Origin of the sequence: Micromonospora zamorensis, from assembly GCF_900090275.1 — a bacterium.
GTDB classification, from domain to species: domain Bacteria; phylum Actinomycetota; class Actinomycetes; order Mycobacteriales; family Micromonosporaceae; genus Micromonospora; species Micromonospora zamorensis.
This window is the reverse complement of record NZ_LT607755.1, coordinates 1248256-1271180: the sequence shown is the minus strand read 5'-3', so window position 1 is coordinate 1271180 and position 22925 is coordinate 1248256. Positions and strand designations below refer to the sequence as shown.

Below are 22925 nucleotides of genomic sequence, written 5' to 3'. Positions count from 1 at the left end.
TGCGAAAACTGCCATGCCTGCGATCTCGCCGCTCACCGGCGACCCGATCAAGCGGGCCGATGCCGAGCGGCTTGCGGGGGTGCTGAAGGCCTTCGCCGACCCGGCGCGCCTCCGGCTGCTCAGCCTGATCCAGTCCGCCCCGGAGGGTGAAGCGTCCGTCAGCGACCTCACCGCGGCGCTCAACCTCTCCCAGCCGACCGTGAGTCATCACCTGCGGATCCTCACCGAGGCGGGCCTACTCGAGCGGGACAAGCGCGGGGTCTGGGCGTATTACCGCCTGGTGCCCGCCGCGATCGCGCAGATCGCCGATCTGCTGACGCCGCCTCGAAAGCGGGCCACGAAGAAGGCCCGCTGACCCGGCGGCTGCCCCGTCACATCCGCTCCAGGGTGCGGATGCCGAGCAGGTGCAGCCCCTGCCGCAGGGTCCGGGCCGTCAGCTCGGCCAGCAGCAGCCGACTCTCCCGCAGCTCGTCCGGCGCGCGCAACACCGGGCAGCGCTCGTAGAACGCGTTGAACGCGGTCGCGAGCCGATGCAGGTAACCGGCGAGCTGGTGGAGGTCGAGGCTCCGCTCCACCTCGGTGACCACCGCGCCGAAGCCGAGCAACTCGACAGTCAGCGCCCGCTCCGCCGGTTGCGCGAGCACGATGGGGGCGTCCCTCCGCGCCTCCGTGCCGGCACGCCGGAACACCGACCGGATACGGGCGTACGCGTACTGGAGGTAGGGCGCGGTGTTGCCGTCCAGGGAGAGCATCCGCTCCCAGTCCAGCACGTAGTCCTTCCTCCGATCGGTGGACAGGTCGGCGTACTTGACGGCGCCGATACCGACGGCCCGCCCGATCTCGGCGGCGGCCTCGGCGTCCAGGTCCGGGTTCCTGCTCCGGGCCAGGTCGGTGGCGCGGGTGACCGCCTCCTCCAGCAGCCCGACCAGCTTCACCGACTCGCCGGTCCGGCTGCGCAGCATCCGCCCGTCGGCGCCGAGGATCGACCCGAAGCCCAGATGCTCGGCCCGGACCGGCGGGCACAGCCAACCGGCCGCCTGGGCGACGGCGAACACCATCGCGAAGTGCTGCCGCTGCGGTAACCCGACCACGTACAACAACCGGGTCGCTCCCAGCTCACCGGTGCGCTGCCGCAGCGCGGCAAGGTCGGTGGCCGGATAGCCGTACCCACCGTCGCTCTTACGCACGATCAGCGGCAACGCTTCGCCGTCCCGCCCGGTGAACCCGGGTGGGAAGACGCAGTCGGCCCCGCCGCTGGAAACCAGCAGCCCCAACCGGTCCAGGTCGTCGACGATGCCCGGAAGCAGGTCGTTGTAGGCGCTCTCGCCCCGAAAATCGTCCTCGGACAACGTCACGTCGAGCAGGTCGTACACGGTCAGGAAGTACCGCTCGGACTGCTCCACCAGCAGCCGCCACAACCGCAGCGTCCGCTCGTCGCCGCCCTGCAACGCGACCACCCGCAGCCGCGACCGTTCCCGGAACGCCTCGTCGGCGTCGAACTTCACCCGCGCCGCCCGGTAGAAGCCGTCCAGGTCGCCCATCGACAACTCGTGCGCCGCTTCGGCTTCACCGAGGTCGGCGAGGTGCGCGATCAGCATCCCGAACGGTGTCCCCCAGTCACCCAGGTGGTTGACCCGCACCACCCGGTGCCCGAGCCAGTCCAGCAGCCGCACCGCCGCGTCGCCGATGACGGTCGAGCGCAGATGCCCGACGTGCATCTCCTTCGCCACGTTCGGCGCCGAATAGTCGACCACCACGGTCTGCGGTGCTGCCGCCAGCGGCACGCCGAGCCGGGCGTCGGCTGCCAGCCCGGCGACCAGGTCGGCCAGTGCCCGGTCGGCGATGGTGAGGTTGAGGAAACCCGGCCCGGACACCTCCGCCGACACGCAGACGTCGTCGAGCACCGCGTGCTCCAGCACCGCGGCGGCGATGTCGCGCGGCGGGCGGCCGAGCCGCCGGGCCAGCGCCAGCGGCGCGTCGGACTGGAAGTCCGCGCGCGGAGACCGCCGCACGAGCGGGTCGACAGGGGCGCCGGCCACCGCCGCGAACGCCGGCGCCAGCCGGTCGGACAACAGCTTTTCAAGATCCATGAGTACGCCGATCTCACTCGTACCCGCGCCGTCACGCGAGTCGTTGAAAGGGGGAGATGCGGGCGGACCGAGGACGACCAGCGGATGACCGGCGGCTCGATCCGCCGGTCGCAGGAAACAGGTCAGCGCGGGCGGGCGACGGATCGCTGGCGTCGCCGCGCACCGACCAGGACGTCACACGACGGTCCGGTGCGGTGGGCGCTCACGCTGGTCATGCGGGGCAGCCTAACGGCCCGACACAGTGGCGGCACCCCGTTTCCCGAGGGCCGGTCCGGCCTCCGCCCACTGTCGTTTTGGACGACTCGTCGCAGGGAACTGCGTCGGAACAGACAAGGGGTGACCATGAGCCGACACGTGACACCGCCGACCTCCCGTACGCGAAGTCTGCTTGTGCTGGTCCCGCTGCTCGGCAGCATCGCACTCGCGAGTGCCTGCAGCACGGCTGAGGACTCGCCCGACGCGACCCCATCGAGCGCGGCGCCGACGACCGCGGGGGCGGCAACGAACCCGAGCGACCCGCCATCGTCGAGCGCGAGCGCTCCGGCGACCATCCCGACGTCAGCCTTCGTCGAGCTGCCCACCGAGCTGCGGAAGTCCCCCCGACGGACGACGCCCGTCGAAGAGGCCCTGCCGAAGCTGTGCGCCAACGAGTTCGGCACCGGAGGTCGACAGGTCACCGCCAGCGCCGCGATGACCGTCACCTACAAGAAGGCCGGCGAACCGGAGACCAACGTGCCGCAGGGGATGATCCACCAGACCATCTTCACCTTCGAGGGCGACGGCGCCTCGGCGTACATGGCGCGCCTGCGCACCGCCGTGCAGGCGTGCCCCTCCTACGACCACTTTGGGAGCCCCGGCACCGTGAAGAGCCGGGCCCTGTCCGGCGTTGGCGACGAGGCGCTGCTGCTGGACCGGACGTGGGCCGGGACGAACCTGAACGGAGACCGCACCGGCGGCAGCTCGTCCAGCCAGATCGCCGTGGCGCGCGTCGACACCACGGTGACGGTCTTTGACGACCAGGGGTGGGAGGGCACCAACGGCGACCCCGCCATGGTGGACCGGGTCCTCCGCGACGGCGTACGCACCATCGACGCCTGGCAGCGGTGATCCGGCGTTCCTGCTGGCGAAAGCCGATCGAGTCAACCGTTGAAGGCGACGTAGAGCCCCAGACCGAAGTTCACGACCAGGATGATCGCGCCGAGGACGGCGAACCAGCGCTGCCATGCCGTCCACCGGACCGTCCGCTGGGATGTGACAATGTCCGCCTCCTCGACCCGGACCGCGGCGATCCTCTCCCGCTCAGTGTCGTCCCGGCGATCCGAGGTAACGGTGGCGCGGAACGCGGCGGCATTGGCACGTAACTCCTCGGTGAGGGCATGCAACGCCCGCGTCATCGAGTCAATCGAACCGTTGATCTGCCGCAGGTGCTCATCGTGCCCCTGCAGACGCTGCTCGATGCGTCCCGCGCCGAGACCGCGGTTGTAGGCAGCCGTGTTCTCGGTGTCCTCCGGGCCCGTCACGATGGTCTCACCGGTCGCAGTGGTGGGGCGCTGAACTCGAACACTGACGTGACCATTGCGTCACCCCGATCGGTGGATGCTTCAGTCGTACCACTCACAGACCACGAAAGCCACTGCTCGGATCTGACAAAACCGCAGGTCAAGGCCGCTTTTGGCCAGCAGCGCTGATCACGGGAGACAACTGCGGCGGTACGCCGGGCGGTGTGCGTACATCCCCAGTGGTAGGCGCATCGACATCGTCGGCATGACGACTCACGCGCACTTCGGTTCATACGCTGGCGGCGGTAACCGTCGTGGGACCGAAGGGAAACGTGATGTCGATCCGTCGTCTGCTCACCGCCGCCGTTGCCGGCGCTACCGGGGCAATCGCCCTGGCCGCGCCGGCAGCCGCGCACTCCTCCGTCCAGCCGACCGCCGCCACCGCCATGACCATGAGCTCCGGGCGACTCGGCGCCAGCGTGGGCGTACTGCTGGGGTTGGTCGGTGCGGTCATCGGTGGGCTGGCCCTGGCCCGCCCCGCCGGTCGCCTCGGCACCGGCTCCGGGCTGCTCGGCGCCGTCCTGGCCCTGGCGGCGGGCCTGCTCGGTCTGGCGCTCGGAGGGCTGGTGGTGGCCACCTCCGACAGCGGCATCGGCACCGGCAACGGGCGGGGCGGGGCGTATGTGGCCGTGGCGGTCGGCCTGGTCGGCGTGGTCCTCGGTGGGCTGGCGCTGGCCCGCGCCCGCCGCACCGGCCGGCTGGCCGCCTGAGAGTGGCTCAGGATCGGGTGAGCCAGCCGGGAACGGTCAGACCCGACTCATAGGCGAGGATCACCAGCTGGGCTCTGTCCCGCACCTGCGCCTTGGTCATGATCCGGCTGACATGCGTCTTGGCGGTGGCCGGGCTCAGCACCAGTCGCGCGGCGATCTCGTCGTTGGACAGGCCCGCGGCGACCAGTGTCAGCACCTCACGCTCCCGCTCGGTGAGGACGCTCAGTCGCGGCCCGGGGTCCGGATGCCGGACCCGGGCCGCGAACTCGGCGATCAGTCGACGGGTGATCGCCGGCGCGATCAGCGCGTCACCGCGGGCGACCACCCGCACCGCGTGGATCAGCTCCGCCGGCTCGGTGTCCTTGACCAGGAACCCGCTCGCGCCGGCTCGCAACGCCCCGTAGACGTACTCGTCCAGGTCGAACGTGGTCAGGATGATGACGCGGGCATCGGTCCGCGCGACGATCTGCCCCGTGGCGGCGAGGCCGTCCAGCACGGGCATCCGGATGTCGATGAGGACGACGTCCGGCCGCAGCCGCACGGCGAGTCGCACCGCCTCCGCCCCGTCGGCGGCCTCACCGACCACCTCGATGCCATCCTCACCGTCCAGGATGGAGCGGAAGCCGGCGCGGACCAGGGTCTGGTCGTCGACGAGCAGCAGCCGGATCACGCCCGCTCCCCCACCGGCGTCGGGTCGGGCCGCAGCGGCAGGCGGGCGCAGACCCGAAAGCCGCCGTCCGGCCGCGTGCCCGTGGTCAGCGACCCGCCCAGCGCCCGGGCCCGTTCGCGCATGCCGAGGATCCCACTGCCGGGCGCGCCTGGTGCGCCGGTGCCGTCGTCCTCCACTTCCACCAGCACGTCGTCGCGGTCGGGCCGGACGCGGACCACGGCGGCGGTGGCGCCCGCGTGCCGGGCCACGTTGGTGAGTGCCTCCTGGACGATCCGGTAGACCGCCAGGTCGACCTCCGGCGGCAGCGCCGGGATCTCCGCGAACTCGGTGCGGATCTCCAGCTCGGAACGCCCCGCCGTGGTGATCAGGTCGTCGAGGCGGTTGAGGCCCGGCGCGGGCACGATCGGCGCCTCACCCTCCTGCCGCAGCACGCCCAGCGTCGCCCGCAACTCGCGCAGTGTCTCCTTGCTGGTCTCCTTGATCGCGGTGAGCGCCTGCTCGGACCGGGCGGGGTCCGGTCGGTGCAACGCGGCACTGGCCTGCACATTGATCAGCGAGAGATGGTGGCCGAGCACGTCGTGCAGCTCGCGGGCGATGCGCAACCGCTCCTCGGTGGCCCGTCGCCGGGCCTCCTCCTCCAGCCTCTGCTCGGCGGCAACCGCCCGGGCCTGCGCCTCGGCGAGGTAGGCCCGGCGGTTTCGGGTCACCCCGACGATGACCGCGACGAGCCAGCCGGCGTGCAGCAGCGTCGCACCGTTCCTGGTGTCCGGGGAACGGTTGCCGCTGTCGGCGACGGCGAAGGCGATCACCGAGGCGAGGCCGAGCCCGATGGCGACCCGGAGATGGCCCTCGTCGACAACGGTGTAGAGCGCCACGACGAACACCAACATGATCGGGCCGGTCTTGTGCAACAACGCCCCGTACGCGCCGACGGCGACCAACGCCACCACGCCCACCGGCACCGGGTGGCGGCGGCGGACGTACAGCGCACCGGAGGAGGCCAGCACCGCCAGCAGCGCCGCCAACTCGGCTGCGGTGTCGATGCCGCGCGACTGCACCACCAGGCCGACGAGGGCCACCAGCCCGACGCCGAGCACCAGGCCCGCGTCCGCCGCCCGGCCACGCCACCGCGACCCTGACATAGGCCGAAGCCTAACCTCCGGCGCACAGGCGGGAGTACGCCCGAACCGTCGGACGTGGCCGGCGCTCGTGCACCCTCTTCCCCGTGTCGTTGCTCAGTGGGAGGTCGCGGTGCCCTGGTGCGGAAGCTGAGGCTCCCTGGTCAGGTTGGTGTCGTAGCCGGCGGCCTGGAGGGCGAACAGTTCGGCGTACCGACCGCCGGTGGCGACCAGCTCGTCGTGGGTGCCGGCCTCGACCAGCCGGCCGTGGTGCAGGACGAAGATCCGGTCGGCGTGGCGGACGTTCGCGAGCCGGTGCGTGATGAGGATCGTGGTGGCCCGGCCTCGACGGTCGCGGATGGCCTGGAACAGCGCGTCCTCGGCTCGAGGGTCGAGAGCGGAGGACGGCTCGTCCATGATCAGCAGTTCGGCGTCGCGCAGGAACCCGCGGGCCGCGGTGATGCGCTGCCACTGACCGCCGGACAGATCCTGACCTCTCGCGAAGGTCCGGTCGAGCAGCGTCTCGTACCCGTGCGGAAGCTCGTTGATCATGTCGTGGGCGACCGCGCGGGCGGCGGCGGCCTCGATGAGGTCCTGCCGGGCCTCGGTGTCGACGTCGCCGATGGCGATGTTCGTCGCCGCGGTGAACGGCCACTTGTGGTATTCCTGCGTCACCACAGCGATTCGGGCCCGCAGCCCGGCGACGTTCCACTCCGACAACTGTCGGCCGTTCCATTCGATGCTGCCCTCGGAGGGGGCCCGGAGGCCGGCGATCATCGCGGCGAGGGTCGTCTTGCCCGAGCCGTTCTCCCCGACGAGCGCGACCGTCTGGCCGGCGGTGATCGTCAACGTGACGTCGTCCACGGCGGGGGTGTCCCGGTCCGGGTAGCGCAGGCTCACCCTGCTGACGGTCAACTCCCGCAACCGTTCCGGACCGGCGGCGGCGGGTCGTGTCGCGTCCGGCAGGTAGGCGTCGGCGCGCGTCATGAAGCCGGTGTAGTCGCCGAAATGCTGGCCCTCGGTGTAGACGTGGTCCACCTGGAAGGTGGCGATGGCCAGGGACCGCTGCGCGGACTGCACCGCGATGACGCAGGTCGCCGCGGCGGCGAGCGGGATCTGCCCGTCCAGGAGCAGCAGGCCGAGCAGTGCGTAGACGGTGCCCGTGGCGAGACCGCCGATCATCGCCCCGACCGTGGTGGTCGTGGTGACCCGACGGGCCAGGGCGAGTTGGATGTCGGTCTCCACCTGCATCACCCGGTCGTACTGATCGAGCAGGAACCCGCGCAGCCCGTACGAGCGCAGTTCCGGGGCGGAGGCCCGTTCGGCCATCAGCTTGTGCAGCAGCCACAGTCGACGTCTGCGCACGGATCCGGCGGTGTACGTCTGGTAGCGCAGGTGCCCGGCCCGCAACGACGCCCACGCGTTGGGCACCGTGGCCACCAGCAGTGCCAGCAGCAGCAGTGGGTGGATGATGACGACGGCGGCCGCCACGGCGAGCAGCCCGGCCAGCCCGGCGAGCAGGTTCATCGACGCCTGCACCAGCCCGATCGTCGACTCGGTGCCCCGGGAGGCGCGCTCCATGTCGTCGGCGAACGCGTCGGCGTCGAACGCCTCCAGGCGTACCGCGGTGGACACCTCGAACAGACCCCGTTCCACCTCGCGGCTCACCCGCGGCGTCAAACCGTTCTGTGCGTACCCCGTGGCGATGCCCATCCCGGCGCGCAGCGCGACCGCCGCCGCCAGCACGGCCAGGGCGGGCATCGCCGCCCGCACCTTGTCCGCGGTCGGCCCGCCGGCGAACAACTCCACCAGCACCCGCTGCGTGGCCAACAGGCCGAAGGCGGCCATCACTCCCGCGCCGACCGTCGCCGCGGCCACCACGCCGGTACGCAGTCGGTCGGCGCGCCAGCTGATGCCCAGGGCTGTCCGTACGAGCCTGGGCAGCTCGGCGAAGACGGCGAAGACACCGGCCTCGGCTCGCGCCCGCACCCCCGTCTCCCACCACATCTCCCGCAGCTCCGGCAACACCGACTCGGTGCGCCCGGCGCCGGGGCGGCCTGACCGGGTGCGGTGGGGCTCTGCGGCGGCGGTCTCGATCATGGTCGTACCTCCCGGGGCGGCGCACCGTCGCCGTCTCAGCCAGGCCAGGCGGATTGGCGGGTTCCTGGAGGATTGGACCACCCAGACATAGCCGTTAGCAATTGACTGATCACTCGCAGTCATGAATGAACGGATGGTTGGCGGAAGGCCGCAGCGCGCTCGCGCAACTCGCCAGCTGACCGCAGCGTCCCCTGCTGATCAGCCCTTGCCCACGACGTCGAGGCGCGCTCGCAGCGCCGCGGCGATCTCGCCCGCCGCGACGATCTGATCCGGCGTGAGGGCGTCCACGAAGAGTTCACGGATGGCGCGCAGGTGCGGAAAGGCGGCCCCGGCGAACGCGTCGGCTCCGACCTTGGTGAGCAGCACCTCGGCTCCCCGGGGCACGGTGGCGCACTCCTGGCGCCGGATCAGGCCCCGTCGCTCCATCCGCCCCAGGTGGTGGGAGAGGCGGCTCCGCTCCCAGCCGATGTGTGACGCGAGTTCGGAGGACCGCATCGCCTGGCCCTGCGCCTCGCTGAGAGCGAGCAGCACGGCGTAGTCCCCCGTCGACAACGCGGAGTCGCCCTGTAGGCGGGACTCCAGGCGCGAACTCAGCGCTGCCGTCGTCTCGATGAAGTCCCGCCAGATGCGTAGCTCCTCGGCGGTCGGGAGCTGGCGTCCTCCCCGCCGGCCGGGTGTGGTGTCCGTCATGTCATTCTCCCGGGAATTGACGTGTCAATCGCCAAGTTAGCATGATTGACACGTCAACCGGCAGGAGGAGACGATGGCAGCAACAGGCTTCGAGCTGGGGCTCAACTCGTTCGGGGAGGTGGCCACCGACGGCGGCCGCGTCCTGAGCGACGCCGAGACCGTCCGGCTCCTCGTCAACGAGGCGCGACTCGCCGAGTCGGTCGGGCTCGACGTGTTCAGCGTCGGCGAGCACTATCGGGAAGGCCACAACGACTCGGCGACACCCGTCCTGCTCGCGGCGGCCGCGACGGCCACCGAGAGGATTCGCCTCGGCACCTCGGTCACGGTGCTCAGCACGAACGACCCGGTACGCCTGTACCACGAGTTCGCGACCCTCGACGCGGTGTCGAACGGGCGCGCCCAGATGGTTCTCGGACGCGCGTCGGCCACCGAGTCGTTCCCGCTGTTCGGCTACGACCTGACCGACTACGAGCGGTTGTTCGAGGAGAAGCTGGACCTCTTCCTGCGGCTCCAACGGGACGAACCGGTCACCTGGTCCGGCACCGTGCGAAGTGCCCTGGTCGAGCAGCGCCTGCACCCACGGATGCAGCCGGGCGGCATCCCGACGTGGATCGGCGTCGGGGGAAGCCCGAACTCGGTGATCCGCGCCGCCCGGCACGGACTCCCACTGATGCTCGCGATCATCGGCGGGCGACCCCAGCGGTTCGCCGGCCACGTCGAGCTCTACACCAAGGCGCTCGAACAGTTCGGGCATACCCCGCAGCCAATCGGGCAGCACTCTCTCGGCCTTGTCGCAGACACCGACGAGGAGGCGGTGGAGACGTGGTGGCGACACTGGCAGCCGGTGGTGGCCGCGCTGGCCGAGGAACGCGGCTTCTACAAACCCGACCGCGCGCGCTACGAGGCCGAAATCGACCACGGCGCGCTCTTCGTCGGGTCACCCGAGACGGTGGCGCAGAAGATCGCCACGGTCGCCCGCGACCTGCGACTGAGCCGCTTCGACCTGAAGTACGACATCATGCACCTGCCCCGCGAGGCACGCGCGCGCACCATCGAACTGCTGGGCAGTGAGGTCGCGCCGCGGGTCCGGGAGCTGCTGGCGAAGGAGCCCACCCATGTCTGATCTGTTGTTCGGCCTCGACACGTTCGGCGACGTACCGGAGGACGACTCCGGCAAGCTCGTCTCCCACGCCGCCGCGATCCGGCAGGTCGTCGACGAGGCGGTGCTCGCCGACCAGCTCGGCGTCGACGTCATCGCCCTGGGCGAGCACCACCGGCCGGAGTACTCGGTGTCGACGCCGGAGACGGTGCTGGCCGGTATCGCCACCCGTACGTCGCGGATCCGGCTGGCCTCCGGCGTGACGGTGCTGAGCTCCGACGACCCGGTCCGGGTGTTCCAGCGCTTCGCCACCGTCGACGCGCTGTCCCACGGCCGGGCCGAGGTGATCCTCGGTCGCGGGTCGTTCACGGAGTCGTTCCCCCTCTTCGGCTACGACCTGCGCGACTACGACACGCTGTTCGAGGAGAAGATCGAACTGTTCGTGAAGTTGCTGGACGAGAAGCCGGTCACCTGGAGCGGCACCCTGCGCGCGCCCCTGGAGAACGCCGACGTCTTCCCCAAGACGGAGTCGGGCCACCTGAGCACCTGGGTCGGCGTCGGTGGCTCACCGCAGTCGGTCGTCCGCACCGCCCAGTACGGCCTTCCGCTCATGCTCGCCATCATCGGTGGCGCGCCCGAGCGCTTCGCGCCCTACATCGACCTGTACCGCCGGGCGGCCGATCAACTCGGCACGACGGCGCACCCGGTCGGAATGCACTCGCCGGGCTTCATCGCCGACACCGACGAGGAGGCCAAGGAGGTGTACTGGCCGCACTACCGCGTGATGCGCAACCGCATCGGCGCGCTGCGGGGCTGGCCACCGATCCGCCGCCAGGAGTTCGACTCCGAGGTGGAGAACGGCTCGCTCTACATCGGCTCCCCGGAGACCGTGGCCCGCCGGATGGCCCGCGCGATCCGCAGCCTCGGCGTCGGCCGGTTCGACCTCATCTACTCGGCCGGAGCGCAACCGGTGAGTGCCCGGATGCGCGCCGTGGAACTGTACGGCTCCAAGGTGATCCCCATGGTCCGCGACATCCTGACGAGCTGACCAGCGCACGCACTTGGTACCGGAGGGACGACATGAACGACAACGACCGGAGCCGGCCGGTGACCCTCGGCATCCTCGGGGCCGGCAAGGTGGGCACTGTGCTCGCCCGTCTCGCCGTCGCCGCCGGCTACCGGGTGCTGGTCGCCGGCTCCGGCGACCCCGCGAAGATCGCCCTCACCGTCGAGGTGCTCGCGCCGGGGGCGGTAGCCACCACCGCGGGTGACGCGGCAGCGGACGCCGACATCGTCATCCTCGCCCTCCCGCTGGGCAAGTACCGCAGCGTTCCCGTCGACGCACTGCGCGGCAAGCTCGTCGTCGATGCCATGAACTACTGGTGGGAGATCGACGGTATCCGCGCGGACCTCACCGATCCGCACACCTCGTCGAGCGAGATCGTCCAGGCCTTCCTGTCCGACTCGCGCGTCGTCAAGGCCTTCAACCACATGGGCTACCACGATCTTGAGGATGAGGCGCGGCCGGCGGGGACGACCGGCCGCAAGGCCATCGCGGTCGCCGGCGACGACACCACCGCCGTCACGGCGGTCGCCTCCCTTGTGGACGCGCTCGGCTTCGATCCGGTCGTCGCGGGCCCCCTGGCCGAGGGGGTACGGCTCGAACCGGGCAGCGAGATGTTCGGCGCGAACGTCAGCGCCGACGAGGTACGCGCCATGCTCGACCGTTTTCCCGAGTCGGAGCGCGGACGGACCATCGCGGCAGCCCGAGAGGCGTCGTAGTCGACAGTGGCGTCGCCCGTCAGACATCGCGCGCTGGGGCGTACCGGACGTCGGTCGACGCCTGACCGGCGACAAGCGGTCACCGGCCCTCAGCGCTGGTCGCGCGCGAAGGCCGCCCGTGGTTCGAGGCCCTGACCCGCCGCGTACTCCGCGTCGAAGGCGGCGCGGCCGAGCGCCTCGATCGCGGCGGTGCGCATCGTGGCGAGGTCGGCCGCGTCGTCCGGGTCCGGCACCTGGCCCAGCGCCGTGAACGCGGCGTCCGCGACACCGATCATCAGCGCCGCCCGCGCGTGATCGCCCTCGGCCGTCGCGAGCGCGGCGCCCGCGACGCAGACGTACGGCACGAAGTCTGCCCAGTCGTTGGCGAACACCCGCTCGCGGTTCTCGGCGAACAGTGCCCTCGCCGTTTCGAGATTGCCCAGCCCCAGCTCACAGAACGCAAGGTTGTGGAACTCGGAGTTGACCATCATCGGCCGGCCCAGCGACTCGTTGAGCGCGATGCTCTCCCGGTACAGGTCCCGAGCCCGCAGCAGATCGCCGGACATGCGCGCCACGCCGGCCAACACGTGCCTCGGCCGTTCCTCCAGGCTGCGGTCGCCGGAGCGCAGTGCCACCTCCAGAGCTTCCCGGGCCCGCGCTTCGCCGCCCGCCAGGTCGCCACCGCGGATCGCCACCCGGGCCAGGCTGTAGCGGGCCTCCACCTCACCCGCCGGGTCACCGGCCGCCTGGGCCCGCTCGATCTCGGCCTCACTCATCCGCACCACAGCGTCGGTCTCACCACGCCGAAAGGCCGAACGCACGCTCTCACTGAAGGTCACGAAGCCTCTCCCCCACCCATGTGTCCGAATCACCGCCCGGACGCCCTGACGGTGCCTGCCGCCCCGCCGTCCCGAGCTCGCGTCCGTCCGAGCGGCGAAACCGATCAGGAATCGAGAAGCCCGACGGGCACGACCAGGCCTAGCCTTTTCCCAGGTCACCGGCAGCGCGCCTGACCTGACCAACGAGAGGGAGCCTAGATATGTCCGCGAAGACCTCCACGACCACCTCCGACGGCTTCAGCGCCGACGAACGGGCCGCGATGAAGGAGCGCGCTGCCGAGCTGCGCGCCGAGGGCAAGAAGGGCGCCAAGAAGGCCGACGGGCTGCAGGCGATCCTCGACCGGATCGCGCAGATGGAGCCGGACGATCGCGCGCTCGCCGAGCGCGTGCACGTGACGGTGACCGCCGCCGCCCCGGACCTGACGCCCAAGACCTGGTACGGGATGCCCGCCTACGCGAACGCGGACGGCAAGATCGTCGTTTTCTTCCAGGACTCCGGCAAGTTCAACTACCGGTACTCGACAGTGGGCTTCCAGGACGCGGCCAACCTCGACGACGGAGACCTGTGGCCGGTGGCGTACGCGCTGCAGAAGTGGAGCCCTGCCGTGGAGAAGAAGGTCACCGAGCTGGTGAAGGCAGCCGTCTCCTGACCTATGCCCCGCCGCGTCCGTCCATCGGCACGGGCGGCGTCCGGCCCTCGCTGGCCGGACGGCGGTGCCGTGGACGATGATCGTGGTTCGGAGGCTGAGGGAGGCAGGCAGTGCGAACGATGTGGCACAGGCCGACAGCGGTGGGACGGGTCGCCCGGTGACGGGCCGGGCCGGTGAGGTGTTCGACACCACTCGGGCGGTGTCCGACATCGAGACGTTGCTCGCCGCGGATCTGCCCACCAGCGGCCCGACGGTCAGCGAGGGTGACCCGGCCACCGGGGAGTGGACCGGCACCCGGGGCGCGGGTTTTCGGATCATCCCGCTGTGGGAGAGCGAAGCCCTCACGGGCGTGTACGGCGCCGACTGGAACCAGGCCGAGGATGCCGCCGAGGCGAACCTGGCTCTCGTCGTCCGGGAGTCGGACCATCGGTGGGGCCCGCACCGCAAGGTCTCCATGCGCGTGCCGCTGTTTCGGCACCAGGCCCGCGCACCCCTGCCGGCACTGTTCCAGGCCCTTGGCGACCTGGACTGCTTCGGCGACCTGACGGTCTGGGGGCCCACGGCGACCGGAGGCCGATGGATCGCGGTCTCGGTCAACCAGTGTGACGGCGACGCCCCAATGATCATGACTGCGGTCGTCAGTCATGCCCCGATCACCGAACTGGCGGAGTAACCGATGTCCACCACAGACCATGCGCTGGCCATCGAGGCGGCGGAGGCCGGAGCCGCGGTGGTCCGTTCGCAGTACGGATCCTCGCTGACGCGCTTCGCGAAGGTCGGCACCGACTTCGCCACCACCGCCGACATCGAGGCGGAGAAGGCCATCCTCGACGTCCTGGGGGCGGCACGTCCGGACGACGGCCTGCTGGGCGAGGAGAGCGGACGCACGGGCACCGGCGGAAACGGACGTACCTGGCTGGTCGACCCGTTGTGCGGCACGCTGAACTACAGCGCGCGGACGATGCTGGTCTCGGTCAACGTCGCTCTACGCACCGGCACACACCTCGCCGTGGCCGCCTCGGCGGACCCGTTCAGCGAGGAGGTTTTCTGGACCGACGGCGTCGCCTCGTACGTCCGACGCGCAGGGACGGACCAACGACTCGTGCCGTCGGCCGAGTCGACGCTGGTCGACCTCAATCTTGATCCACCGTTTCCTCACCGGGACGCGTTCCTGGCCGCCCGGATGCTCGCCGACGACGGCTTCATCGCACAGTTCCGCCCACGTGTGGTCTCCAGCACCCTGGCCGTGGCCTGGGTGGCTGCCGGCCGCCGCGCCGCCTACGTGACGGACGGCCGCGACCTGCGCCAGAGCGTCCACTTCGCAGCCGGCATCGCCCTCTGCGAGGCGGCCGGTTGTGTGGTCACCGGGATCGACGGCCGGCCGTTGCACGCCGGCGGCGAAGGCCTCGTCGCCGCCGCGGACGAGCAGACCCATGCCGCTCTGCTGGCTCTCATCCGCAGACAGCGCACCGAAAGGGACTGAAGGCCGAGGCCCGGGCCCGGCAGCTTGACATGAACCGTGGTTCAGGTTCTAGCGTCACGTGGTGGATCACGTTGACGGCCGGAAGGCGGACGAGCTGTTTCGCCGGACGTCCGTCACCCCAGCACTGCCATCGGAGGAAATCTGATGTACCTGCCACGCCTTCTGCGCCCGCGCACCGTCGCGAGCGCACACTGCGACCTGCCCTGCGGCGTCTACGACCCGGCGCAGGCCCGCATCGAGGCCGAGTCGATCAAGGCGATCTCCGAGAAGTACCAGGCCAGCGACGACCCGGAGTTCCGCACCCGATCGCTGCTCATCAAGGAACAGCGGGCCGAGCTGGTCAAGCACCACCTCTGGGTCCTGTGGACCGACTACTTCAAGGCGCCGCACTTCGAGAAGTACCCCGAGCTGCACAGCCTCTTCAACGAGGCCACCAAGCTGGCCGGCGCCGGTGGCGCGAAGGGCGCCGCTGACCCGGCGGTCGCGGACCGGCTCCTCGGGAAGATCGAGGAGATCTCGAAGATCTTCTGGGAGACCAAGCAGAGCTGACCGACCGGAACCGGGTGGCGCAGGCCACCCGGTCCGGCGTACCGCCTTTCAGGAGGACCGCATGACGTCGCGCACCGACCTCGTCGAAGAGCTGATGAGCCGCTTTCCGCAGGTGCCACGAGAGGCGGTCCTCAAGGAGGATCTGCTGCGCGGCGGGCTCGCCTTCGACGACGCGGCGCTGACCGACAACGAGAGCGGGACGGTCAAGCCGAAGTCGTACTTCATCTTCTCCTTCGATCATCGGACGCTGCCGGAGTTGGGGACGGCCGCGCTGCGTCGGCCGCCCGAGGAGATCGTGCTCACCGGGGGTCCGTACGAGCTACGTCGTACCGTCGTGTCGGTCCGCATCAACCCGAGCTCGCCGTACCGGGTCGGGACCGACGGCGACGGTCGACTGCGGCTGTTCCTGGACGGACGGCCGATCGCCGATGTCGGGCTGCCGCCCATGCCGGCCTACTACCGCCACACGCTCGCCAACGGCAAGTCGGTGATGGAGGTCGCCCCGACGATCCAGTGGGGCTATCTCATCTACCTGACCGCGTTCCGGGTCTGCCAGTACTTCGGTGCCAAGGAGGAGTGCCAGTACTGCGACATCAACCACAACTGGCGCCAGCACAAGCAGGCGGGTCGGCCCTACACCGGTGTCAAGCCCGTGGACGAGGTGCTGGAGGCCCTGGAGATCATCGACCGGTACGACACCGACCGCGCCTCGCAGGCGTACACGCTGACCGGCGGGAGCATCACCTCGCAGGTCGACGGGCTGGCTGAGGCGGACTTCTACGGCCGGTACGCGCAGGCGATCGAGGAACGGTTTCCCGGGCGGTGGATCGGCAAGGTCGTCGCCCAGGCGCTGCCCCGAGCCGACGTGCAGCGTTTCCACGACTACGGGATTCGCATCTACCACCCCAACTACGAGGTGTGGGACAAGCGGCTGTTCGAGTTGTACTGCCCGGGCAAGGAGCGCTACGTCGGCCGGGAGGAGTGGCACCGCCGCATCCTCGACTCCGCCGAGGTCTTCGGCGCGGGCAACGTGATCCCGAACTTCGTGGCGGGCATCGAGATGGCGGCTCCGCACGGCTTCGCGAGCGTGAGCGAGGCGATCGACTCCACCGCCACGGGGCTCGAATACTTCATGTCGCGTGGGATCACGCCGAGGTTCACCACCTGGTGCCCGGAGCCCACCACGCCGCTCGGCCGAGCCAACCCCGAGGGTGCACCGCTCGAATATCACGTCCGCCTGCTGGAGGTCTACCGGGCGACGATGGACGCCAACGGCCTGTCCAGCCCACCCGGCTACGGCCCGGCCGGACCGGGCCGGGCCGTATTCTCGGTCAGTTCCTTCATGGACACCCTGCCGGCCACGCCCTCGTGACGGGTGCCCGTGGCACGGTCACGCCGCGACGACTGCCTGGCCCACCGGGAACCGCACGCCGGTGAGGTCTTCCGAGACGGCCCAGAGGCGTTGCTGCACTGTCACGTCGTAGGACTCGGGGCTGGACGTGACCAGCCTCGGGTGGCCGCGCACCTCGCCCAGGCCGTCGGGGCCGTAGTACTGCCCGCCGAGGACGGACGGGTCGGTGGCGGCCCGCAGGGTGGGCAGCGCGCCCGCCGTCGCGGGCTGCGTGATCACCGGGGCGAGCCAGGTGACCGGCCGGCGAACGACCGACGGGGTGTTGCGGGCCAGTTCGGTGTTGGAGACGCCGGGGTGTGCGGCCACCGCGACGGTGGTGCCGTGTGCGGCGAGCCGACGCTGCAACTCGTAGGTGAACATCAGGTTGGCGAGCTTCGACTGGCCGTAGGCGGCAGCCCGGCCGTAGGACCGTTCCCACTGCAGGTCGTCGAAGTGGATGGCCGCGCGGATGCGGTGGCCGGTGCTGCTGACCGTGACCACCCGGGAGCCGGGCACGGGCAGCAGCAGGTCGAGCAGCAGGCCGGTGAGGGCGAAGTGGCCCAGGTGGTTGGTGCCGAACTGCATCTCGAAGCCGTCGCGGGTGGTCTGCTTCGGGGTGTACATCACGCCGGCGTTGTTGATGAGCAGGTCGATCCTCGGGTGGGCGGCGCGCAGACCGTCCGCGGCGGCGCGCACCGACTCCAGCGAGGTCAGATCCAGCTCCCGTACGGAGACGTCGCCGTTCATCCGGGCAGCGGCCAGCTTGCCCTTCCCGGTGTCGCGCACGGCCAGGACGACTGACGCCCCGCGCTCGGCGAGCCGCCGGGCGGTCTCGAAGCCGAGTCCGGTGTTGGCGCCGGTGACCACGGCCACCCGGCCGTCCTGGCGCGGAATCTGCTGCTCGGTCCACTTCATTTCGGGCTCCCCAATGTACCGCCGGTAACTTATGCTCGAACGGTAATGTACCGCCAGTACGATGTCAAGGAACCGCCGGTACCTAAGCTAGGGTTGACGTCATGACGTTCCAGCGGGCGCGCAGCGAGGAGCAGCGTGAGATCCGGCGCCGAGCGATCCTGGAGACCACTTCGGCGATGCTCGACGAGATGCCGGTAGCCGAGGTGACCCTGAACGAGCTGAGCCGGCGGGTCGGCCTGGCCAAGACGGCGGTGCTGCGCTATTTCGAGTCCCGCGAGGCGGTGCTGCTCGACCTGATGGACGACCGGACGACGACCTGGCTGGCCGAGCTTGACCAGGAGCTGGCCCACGGCGTCGACCTGGGCCGGCCCGCGTTGGAACGGGCGGAGCAGGTGGCCGACGTGCTCAGTCGGTCGCTCGCCGCCCAGACCGTGCTCTGTGATCTCTATGGCGCGCAGGGTGGGGTGCTTGAGCACAACGTGTCGGTCGAGGTGGTCCGCCGACACAAGCGGGCCTCGCTGGGCAACCTCGCGGTGATGGCCGACCTGGTCCGGCGGCACCTGCCCGAGGTCGGCGACCGCGCCGAGCTGTTCTGCCTGAACGCCCTGCTCGTGGGTGGCGCACTGTCCGCCTACACCTCGCCACCGCCGAGCCTGCTCGCCGTCTACGAGTCCGAGCCGGCGCTCGCGGTCCACCAGGTCGACCTGCGGACAGCCCTGCGGGTCGCGATCATCACGTCGCTCGTGGGCATGCTGCCGCGCTCCTGAGTCCAGAGCGCGGCAGCGCCCGCGATCGGAAACCGCCCTAGCTGGCGTACGTCTCGAACTCGCCGACCCGGGGCGTACCGCTGGAGCTGTTGATCTTGAAGGTGATCTTGCTCAACGACGTAGCGGAGAAGCTGATGGGGCCGGCCCCGCTGCCCGAGGCCAGGACGGCCCCGGTGTCGTGGTTGACCAGCTGCCAGGACCCGATGGAGCCCTGGGTTCCCGACGGCTCACGAATGATCACTCGGGAAACCCGGGTGGCCGAGCCCCACTTGATCGAGATGGAGCCGGTCGAGCCGGCCGGTGACCAGTAGCTGCTGATGTTGCCGTCGCGCACGTTGCCGTAGCTCGTTCCGCTGGCCTTGCTGGAGCCGTCGGCACTGGCGCCCAGGCTGAGGTTGGTCCCACTGGGCGGAGGCGTGGTCGGCGGAGGTGTGGTCGGCGGAGGTGTGGTGGGTGGGGGCGTGGTCGGCGGAGGCGTGGTTGGCGGCGGGGTCTGCGGTGAGCAACTGCCGTTCGACACCCGCAGACCCGTATTGGCGCCCACCGTCTGCCGAACGATGTCCGGCACGCAGCTCGCGCCGTCGAGGCTGTACGGGTACGGGATGCTGACAGTGGTGGTGGACGTCAGGTTGGGGCCGGCTGGGTAGTTCTCGCTGCCGGTGCCAGACCAGGTCACGTTGTCGAGGATGTTGCCGCTGACCTGCCAGAAGCCGCGCTCGTTGGTGTAGAAGGTGCCGAGGACGTCCTTCGAGTCACGGAAGTAGTTGTTCTCCACCTTGGCCTTGGCGCCGGCCCGGGAGTTGATGCCGGACTCGTGCAGGCTCACGTAGTGGTTGTTGTAGATGTGGGCCGTGCCGCCGCGCAGCAACGGCGTACGGGAGTCGATGTTCTCGTACAGGTTGTGGTGATAGGTGATGAAGCCGTTCGAGAGGTCGCTCTCGCTGGAGCCGACGAGGCCGCCGCGGCCGGAGTTGCGCAGGATGCTGTAGGACAGGGTCACGTACTGCGTGTTGTCCTTCATGTCGAAGAGGCCGTCGTACCCCTCGGACTCCCCGCCCGACGCCTCCAGGGTGACGTGGTCGACCCAGACGTTGCGGACCGTGCTCTCCATGCCGATGGCGTCTCCACCGTTGGAGGTGGGTGAGCCGGACTTCTTGACGTTCCGGATGGTCACGTTCTGGATGATGATGTTGCTGGAGTCGCGGATGTGGATGCCGAGCTGGTCGAAGACGGCTCCGCTGCCGACCCCGATGATGGTGACGTTGCTGATCTGCTTGAGCTCGATCACGCCCGCCGCGGTGTTGCAGCTCGACCCCGACACCTTGGTGGTGTTGCCGTGGTTGATGGTCCCGGTGACCTCGATGGTGATCGGGGTGCTGCTGCTGGCCCGGCCGCACAGCGCCGCGTGGATCGCCGTGCCGGTCGTGGCCCGCACCGTCTGCCCACCCGCTCCGCCGGTGGTCCCGCCGTTCTGGGTGGCGTAGCCGGTGGCGCTGCCGACCGCCGCCGACGCCTGAGGGGTCGGCATGGCAACCACGACCGCGATCCCCACGGCTGCCGTGGCCAGCGCTGCCGGTAGTCGTACCGAAACTGCTCGTCTCATCTCGCCTCACTTCGCATTCGTCTGGTCTTTGCCGACGCAACGCGACGGCCGTCGCGACCGGCCGGAACCTCGCGTCTCAGAAATTGGCGGTAGTAAATCGCCAGGCTGTCCTCGACATCCCCTTGCCCCTGGTGAACGCAGTGGGCGTCGCGCAATCGGCACCCACTGCTGGCATCGCCCTAAATGCGATCACCCGGGCTCATGAATGAAACATCGATGTAACGCAATCGTAGGAAAGCGGTTTCCCTCAAGGCAAGGGTTAGCGCTTGCAGGTTTGTTGCAGTGGTCGACGGGGAGCCCTCGTCGTTGTTCTCCACCGACGCCACCAGCAGCGCTAGCCGTGACGACCACCGGATCTGGGTGGCGACCGACGAGACCATGCACGGGCCTACGGAACGGCTCCTCGACCGGGCTGAGCGTGGTCGAGGAGCCGTAACCGCGCAGGCCCGGGCGGGGCGGTGTCGCCCCGGCCCGGACCTGTTGACGCACGCCGCAGTCTCAGCTGCGCAGCTGCCACTGCTGGTTGGTGCCGCCGTTGCAGGACCAGAGGATCAACTTCGTACCGTTCGCCGTTCCGGCGCCGTTCGCGTCGAGGCACAGACCCGACTGCACGCCGGTGATCGTGCCGTTGGCGTTGACGTTCCACTGCTGGTTGGCCTGGCCGTTGCAGTCCCAGATCACCACCGTGGTGCCGTTGGTGGTCCCCTGGCCGGAGGCGTCCAGGCACTTGGTGCCGTAGACCATGAGCTGTCGACTGGCGGTGTGGGTCCACCGCTGGTTGGTGGCGGAGCTGATGCAGTCCCAGATCTGGGCTTGCGTGCCGTTGGTCGTGCTGGAGTTGCCGATCTCGGCGCACCGGCCCGACTGGACGCCCACGATCTGCACGTTCTGCGGGTTGGTGCTGCCGCCGCTCTGCACGCCAGCAGCGTTGATCACCGTCTGCGCGCCCGACGGCCAACTGCCGTTGCTGACCGTGATGTTGCCGTTGACGACGTTGCCGCGATCGCCGTTGGTCACGTTCGTGGAGCTGTTCGTCGACCAGTTGTTGGTGACGGTGAAGTTGCCCATGTTCTCCGCGTACCAGTAGTTGGCGGTGGCCCAGGTGCCGGTGGAGGAGAACACGTTGTTGCGGGCGGTGTAGTAGCGGGAACCCTCGTCGAAGTAGAGCCCGAACCAGCCGTTGGTCCGCAGGCAGTAGTTCTCGTTGATGGTGCCGCCCGGGTTCGCCGACAGGGTGTAGATGCACCCGCCGTCGGTCATCTGCTGCATCACGTCGTGGACGTAGTTGCCGATGACCTGGTTGTTGGCCGCGGTGGTCGCCGTGGTGTAGCGCGGCTGGTAGTTGTACAGGCCCCGGTTCGCGTAGTGCTGGCTACCGCCGGCGTCGTTGGCGCCCCAGCCGTAGCCGACCGACAGACCGGTGTACGGCATGTTGTAGACCTCGTTGTGCGAGATCAGCGACGTGTTCACGTAGGTGGTCAGGATCGAGACGACCCCCCGGTACTCCAGGCCGAGATCGTGCACCCGGTTGTTGCTCACGGTGATGTTGCGGTTGACCATCCGCTGGTCGCCGGGGTGGTGCGCGTCGGCGCGTACACCGCCGACCACGATGCCGCCGGCGGAGTTCCGGGCGATCTCGGATCGGGTGACGGTGATGTTGCTGGCGCCCAGGCCGACACCGCTGGCGTGGGCGTTGGCGTCGTTACCGATGCCGATGGCCGTCTGCCCGAGGTTGACGAACTGCGAGTCGCTGAAGGTGATGGTGTTGGCCGCCGACACCTGCACGGCGGCGGGCATCTGGTTCCAGTTCGGCCGGGTGGCCTCGAACTGGGGGCAGCCGGCCTGGCAGGAGGTCAACGCGTCGGACGGGCGCGCCCAGGTGCCGGTGATGTGCGCGCCGGTCTGCTGGTCGGCGAAGCCGTTGCTGCTGCTGGGGCCGAGCCAACTGGTGCCCGTGAAGGTGATGCCGCTGAACGAGATGTGGTGCGCGGGCGCGTCGTAGGTGCCACCGACGTTGACCAGGGACTGGAGTTGCGGCAGCTCCACGCTGACGGAGCTCATGTTCTGCCCGGCGAGCGGGATGTAGTTGAGCTGACCGTTGCCCGGGTTGAGATACCACTCCCCCGGTGAGTCCAGGAACTCGTACGCGTTGGTCAGGTAGAAGGGACCGGCGCGGTGCGGGCTGGAGAGGGTGTCGAACCCGAAGGTGTTGTTGTTCCACGCGGGCTGTTGCATCGTGAGGAAGTTGCCGCTGATGCTCTGCACCGGCGAGTACCGGTCGGTGAACGAGCCGACGCTCTCCACCTCGACCCGGTTCTGGTTGCCGAGGTTGTTGAGATAGTTCAGAGCGCTGTTGCTGAACCGCATGCCGGCCGTGGTGAAGGTGAAGTCGGAGCGGTTCACGGCGGTGCGCGCCCGGGTGGCGACGGCCCCGTTGACGTAGAGCTGGCGGGAGTCGAGCCCCGCGCCGACGCTGGCACGCCAGATGTTCCTGCCGGAGTCGACCTGCGACCAACCGGTGACGGCCCGGGCACCGGTGATCGTCGGACGGGCGGACGGCGCCGCCCGCCAGATCACCTGGTAGCCGTTGTTGCCGGAGTCGGCAGCGGTCAGGCGCATCGGCGACGAGAGCCGGTACACGCCATCGGCCAACTGCACGACGATGTCACCGGACATCGTGGCGTTGCTCGCCCGGACCGCGGCCTGGGCGGCGGTCAGCGAGCACGGTTGGCTGGCCGAGCAACTGGTGCCGGTGCCAGCGGGCGACGCGTAGAGGGTGGTGGTGGCAGCGGAGGCCGGGGACGCCGAGGCGGCCACCACGACCAGCGCGGTCAACGCTGTCGCGGCGGCGCCGGCCAGCATTCGGCGCAGCGGCGGAAGGGACGAGGACACGGGACGGTGCTCCTGACATGACAAAGGGATGGGGGTGGGC

At 69.9% G+C, this 22925-nt stretch carries 22 protein-coding genes; 12 read left to right on the top strand and 10 right to left on the bottom strand.

What is annotated here, in order from left to right; all coding sequences use genetic code 11:
* Nucleotides 1-13: 13 nt before the first annotated feature.
* Nucleotides 14-355 (top strand): ArsR/SmtB family transcription factor, encoded by a 342-nt coding sequence (locus GA0070619_RS05785; RefSeq protein WP_088947102.1) that lies wholly within the window; start codon nt 14-16, stop codon nt 353-355.
* 16 nt (nt 356-371) lie between these two features.
* On the opposite strand, the gene argS is transcribed toward GA0070619_RS05785, so the two are convergent.
* Complete coding sequence (argS, locus tag GA0070619_RS05780; protein ID WP_088947101.1) at nt 372-2090, bottom strand: arginine--tRNA ligase; 1719 nt, start codon at nt 2088-2090, stop codon at nt 372-374.
* Between the two features lie 342 nt (nt 2091-2432).
* On the opposite strand from argS, the gene GA0070619_RS05775 reads away from it, so the two are divergent.
* The gene (locus GA0070619_RS05775; RefSeq protein ID WP_157743914.1) at nt 2433-3197 is read left to right on the top strand and encodes a hypothetical protein; all 765 of its coding nucleotides are present in this window, start codon (nt 2433-2435) and stop codon (nt 3195-3197) included.
* Nucleotides 3198-3229: 32 nt separating this feature from the next.
* Here the strand turns inward: GA0070619_RS05775 and GA0070619_RS05770 are convergent, their stop codons facing one another.
* On the bottom strand, nt 3230-3610 hold the full coding sequence (locus GA0070619_RS05770; RefSeq protein WP_088947099.1) for a hypothetical protein: 381 nt from the start codon (nt 3608-3610) through the stop codon (nt 3230-3232).
* A gap of 314 nt (nt 3611-3924) precedes the next feature.
* Here GA0070619_RS05770 and GA0070619_RS05765 point away from each other — a divergent pair, with 314 nt between their 5' ends.
* Nucleotides 3925-4359, top strand: coding sequence for a DUF6223 family protein (locus GA0070619_RS05765; protein ID WP_088947098.1), 435 nt, complete (start codon nt 3925-3927; stop codon nt 4357-4359).
* Nucleotides 4360-4366: 7 nt separating this feature from the next.
* On the opposite strand, the gene GA0070619_RS05760 is transcribed toward GA0070619_RS05765, so the two are convergent.
* From GA0070619_RS05760 to GA0070619_RS05745, 4 genes are all read right to left on the bottom strand, one after another.
* Nucleotides 4367-5029: a response regulator gene (locus GA0070619_RS05760; RefSeq protein WP_088947097.1), complete on the bottom strand. Its 663-nt coding sequence runs from the start codon at nt 5027-5029 to the stop codon at nt 4367-4369.
* Nucleotides 5026-6171 (bottom strand): sensor histidine kinase, encoded by a 1146-nt coding sequence (locus tag GA0070619_RS05755; RefSeq protein WP_088947096.1) that lies wholly within the window; start codon nt 6169-6171, stop codon nt 5026-5028. The genes GA0070619_RS05760 and GA0070619_RS05755 overlap by 4 nt, the downstream gene beginning before the upstream one ends.
* Nucleotides 6172-6264: 93 nt before the next feature.
* Nucleotides 6265-8154 carry an ABC transporter ATP-binding protein gene (locus GA0070619_RS05750; protein ID WP_088951580.1) on the bottom strand — a complete coding sequence of 630 codons (1890 nt, stop codon included), beginning with the start codon at nt 8152-8154 and terminating at the stop codon, nt 6265-6267.
* A 291-nt stretch (nt 8155-8445) separates the two neighbouring features.
* Nucleotides 8446-8937 (bottom strand): MarR family winged helix-turn-helix transcriptional regulator, encoded by a 492-nt coding sequence (locus GA0070619_RS05745; protein WP_088947095.1) that lies wholly within the window; start codon nt 8935-8937, stop codon nt 8446-8448.
* A 73-nt stretch (nt 8938-9010) separates the two neighbouring features.
* Here GA0070619_RS05745 and GA0070619_RS05740 point away from each other — a divergent pair, with 73 nt between their 5' ends.
* From GA0070619_RS05740 to GA0070619_RS05730, 3 genes are read left to right on the top strand one after another with little or no spacing between them, the layout of a single operon-like run.
* The gene (locus tag GA0070619_RS05740; protein WP_088947094.1) at nt 9011-10060 is read left to right on the top strand and encodes an LLM class flavin-dependent oxidoreductase; all 1050 of its coding nucleotides are present in this window, start codon (nt 9011-9013) and stop codon (nt 10058-10060) included.
* Nucleotides 10053-11084, top strand: a complete 1032-nt coding sequence (locus GA0070619_RS05735; RefSeq protein WP_088947093.1) for an LLM class flavin-dependent oxidoreductase — start codon at nt 10053-10055, stop codon at nt 11082-11084. The genes GA0070619_RS05740 and GA0070619_RS05735 overlap by 8 nt, the downstream gene beginning before the upstream one ends.
* Complete coding sequence (locus GA0070619_RS05730) at nt 11081-11818, top strand: NADPH-dependent F420 reductase (RefSeq protein ID WP_269458587.1); 738 nt, start codon at nt 11081-11083, stop codon at nt 11816-11818. The genes GA0070619_RS05735 and GA0070619_RS05730 overlap by 4 nt, the downstream gene beginning before the upstream one ends.
* An 89-nt stretch (nt 11819-11907) precedes the next feature.
* Here GA0070619_RS05730 and GA0070619_RS05725 read toward each other — a convergent pair whose 3' ends face one another.
* A complete protein-coding gene (locus tag GA0070619_RS05725) occupies nt 11908-12636 on the bottom strand; it encodes a hypothetical protein (RefSeq protein ID WP_088947091.1) in 729 nt (242 codons plus the stop codon).
* A 200-nt stretch (nt 12637-12836) separates the two neighbouring features.
* On the opposite strand from GA0070619_RS05725, the gene GA0070619_RS05720 reads away from it, so the two are divergent.
* The 5 genes from GA0070619_RS05720 to GA0070619_RS05700 all read left to right on the top strand — a co-directional run bounded on the left by GA0070619_RS05720 (nt 12837) and on the right by GA0070619_RS05700 (nt 16690).
* Nucleotides 12837-13286: an iron chaperone gene (locus GA0070619_RS05720; RefSeq protein WP_088947090.1), complete on the top strand. Its 450-nt coding sequence runs from the start codon at nt 12837-12839 to the stop codon at nt 13284-13286.
* 121 nt (nt 13287-13407) lie between these two features.
* Nucleotides 13408-13959 (top strand): hypothetical protein, encoded by a 552-nt coding sequence (locus GA0070619_RS05715; RefSeq protein WP_197699604.1) that lies wholly within the window; start codon nt 13408-13410, stop codon nt 13957-13959.
* A gap of 3 nt (nt 13960-13962) precedes the next feature.
* Nucleotides 13963-14769, top strand: a complete 807-nt coding sequence (locus tag GA0070619_RS05710; protein ID WP_088947089.1) for an inositol monophosphatase family protein — start codon at nt 13963-13965, stop codon at nt 14767-14769.
* A gap of 144 nt (nt 14770-14913) precedes the next feature.
* Nucleotides 14914-15318, top strand: coding sequence for a superoxide dismutase, Ni (gene sodN / locus GA0070619_RS05705; protein ID WP_088947088.1), 405 nt, complete (start codon nt 14914-14916; stop codon nt 15316-15318).
* A 61-nt stretch (nt 15319-15379) separates the two neighbouring features.
* The gene (locus tag GA0070619_RS05700; protein WP_088947087.1) at nt 15380-16690 is read left to right on the top strand and encodes a radical SAM protein; all 1311 of its coding nucleotides are present in this window, start codon (nt 15380-15382) and stop codon (nt 16688-16690) included.
* A gap of 18 nt (nt 16691-16708) precedes the next feature.
* On the opposite strand, the gene GA0070619_RS05695 is transcribed toward GA0070619_RS05700, so the two are convergent.
* A complete protein-coding gene (locus tag GA0070619_RS05695; RefSeq protein ID WP_088947086.1) occupies nt 16709-17623 on the bottom strand; it encodes an SDR family NAD(P)-dependent oxidoreductase in 915 nt (304 codons plus the stop codon).
* A 101-nt stretch (nt 17624-17724) separates the two neighbouring features.
* On the opposite strand from GA0070619_RS05695, the gene GA0070619_RS05690 reads away from it, so the two are divergent.
* Nucleotides 17725-18390 carry a TetR/AcrR family transcriptional regulator gene (locus tag GA0070619_RS05690; RefSeq protein ID WP_088947085.1) on the top strand — a complete coding sequence of 222 codons (666 nt, stop codon included), beginning with the start codon at nt 17725-17727 and terminating at the stop codon, nt 18388-18390.
* A gap of 37 nt (nt 18391-18427) precedes the next feature.
* Here the strand turns inward: GA0070619_RS05690 and GA0070619_RS05685 are convergent, their stop codons facing one another.
* The gene (locus tag GA0070619_RS05685; RefSeq protein WP_088947084.1) at nt 18428-19993 is read right to left on the bottom strand and encodes a pectate lyase family protein; all 1566 of its coding nucleotides are present in this window, start codon (nt 19991-19993) and stop codon (nt 18428-18430) included.
* Nucleotides 19994-20491: 498 nt separating this feature from the next.
* Entirely contained in the window at nt 20492-22885 is a 2394-nt protein-coding gene (locus tag GA0070619_RS05680; protein WP_231927289.1) for a ricin-type beta-trefoil lectin domain protein, read from the bottom strand.
* Nucleotides 22886-22925 lie beyond the last annotated feature (40 nt).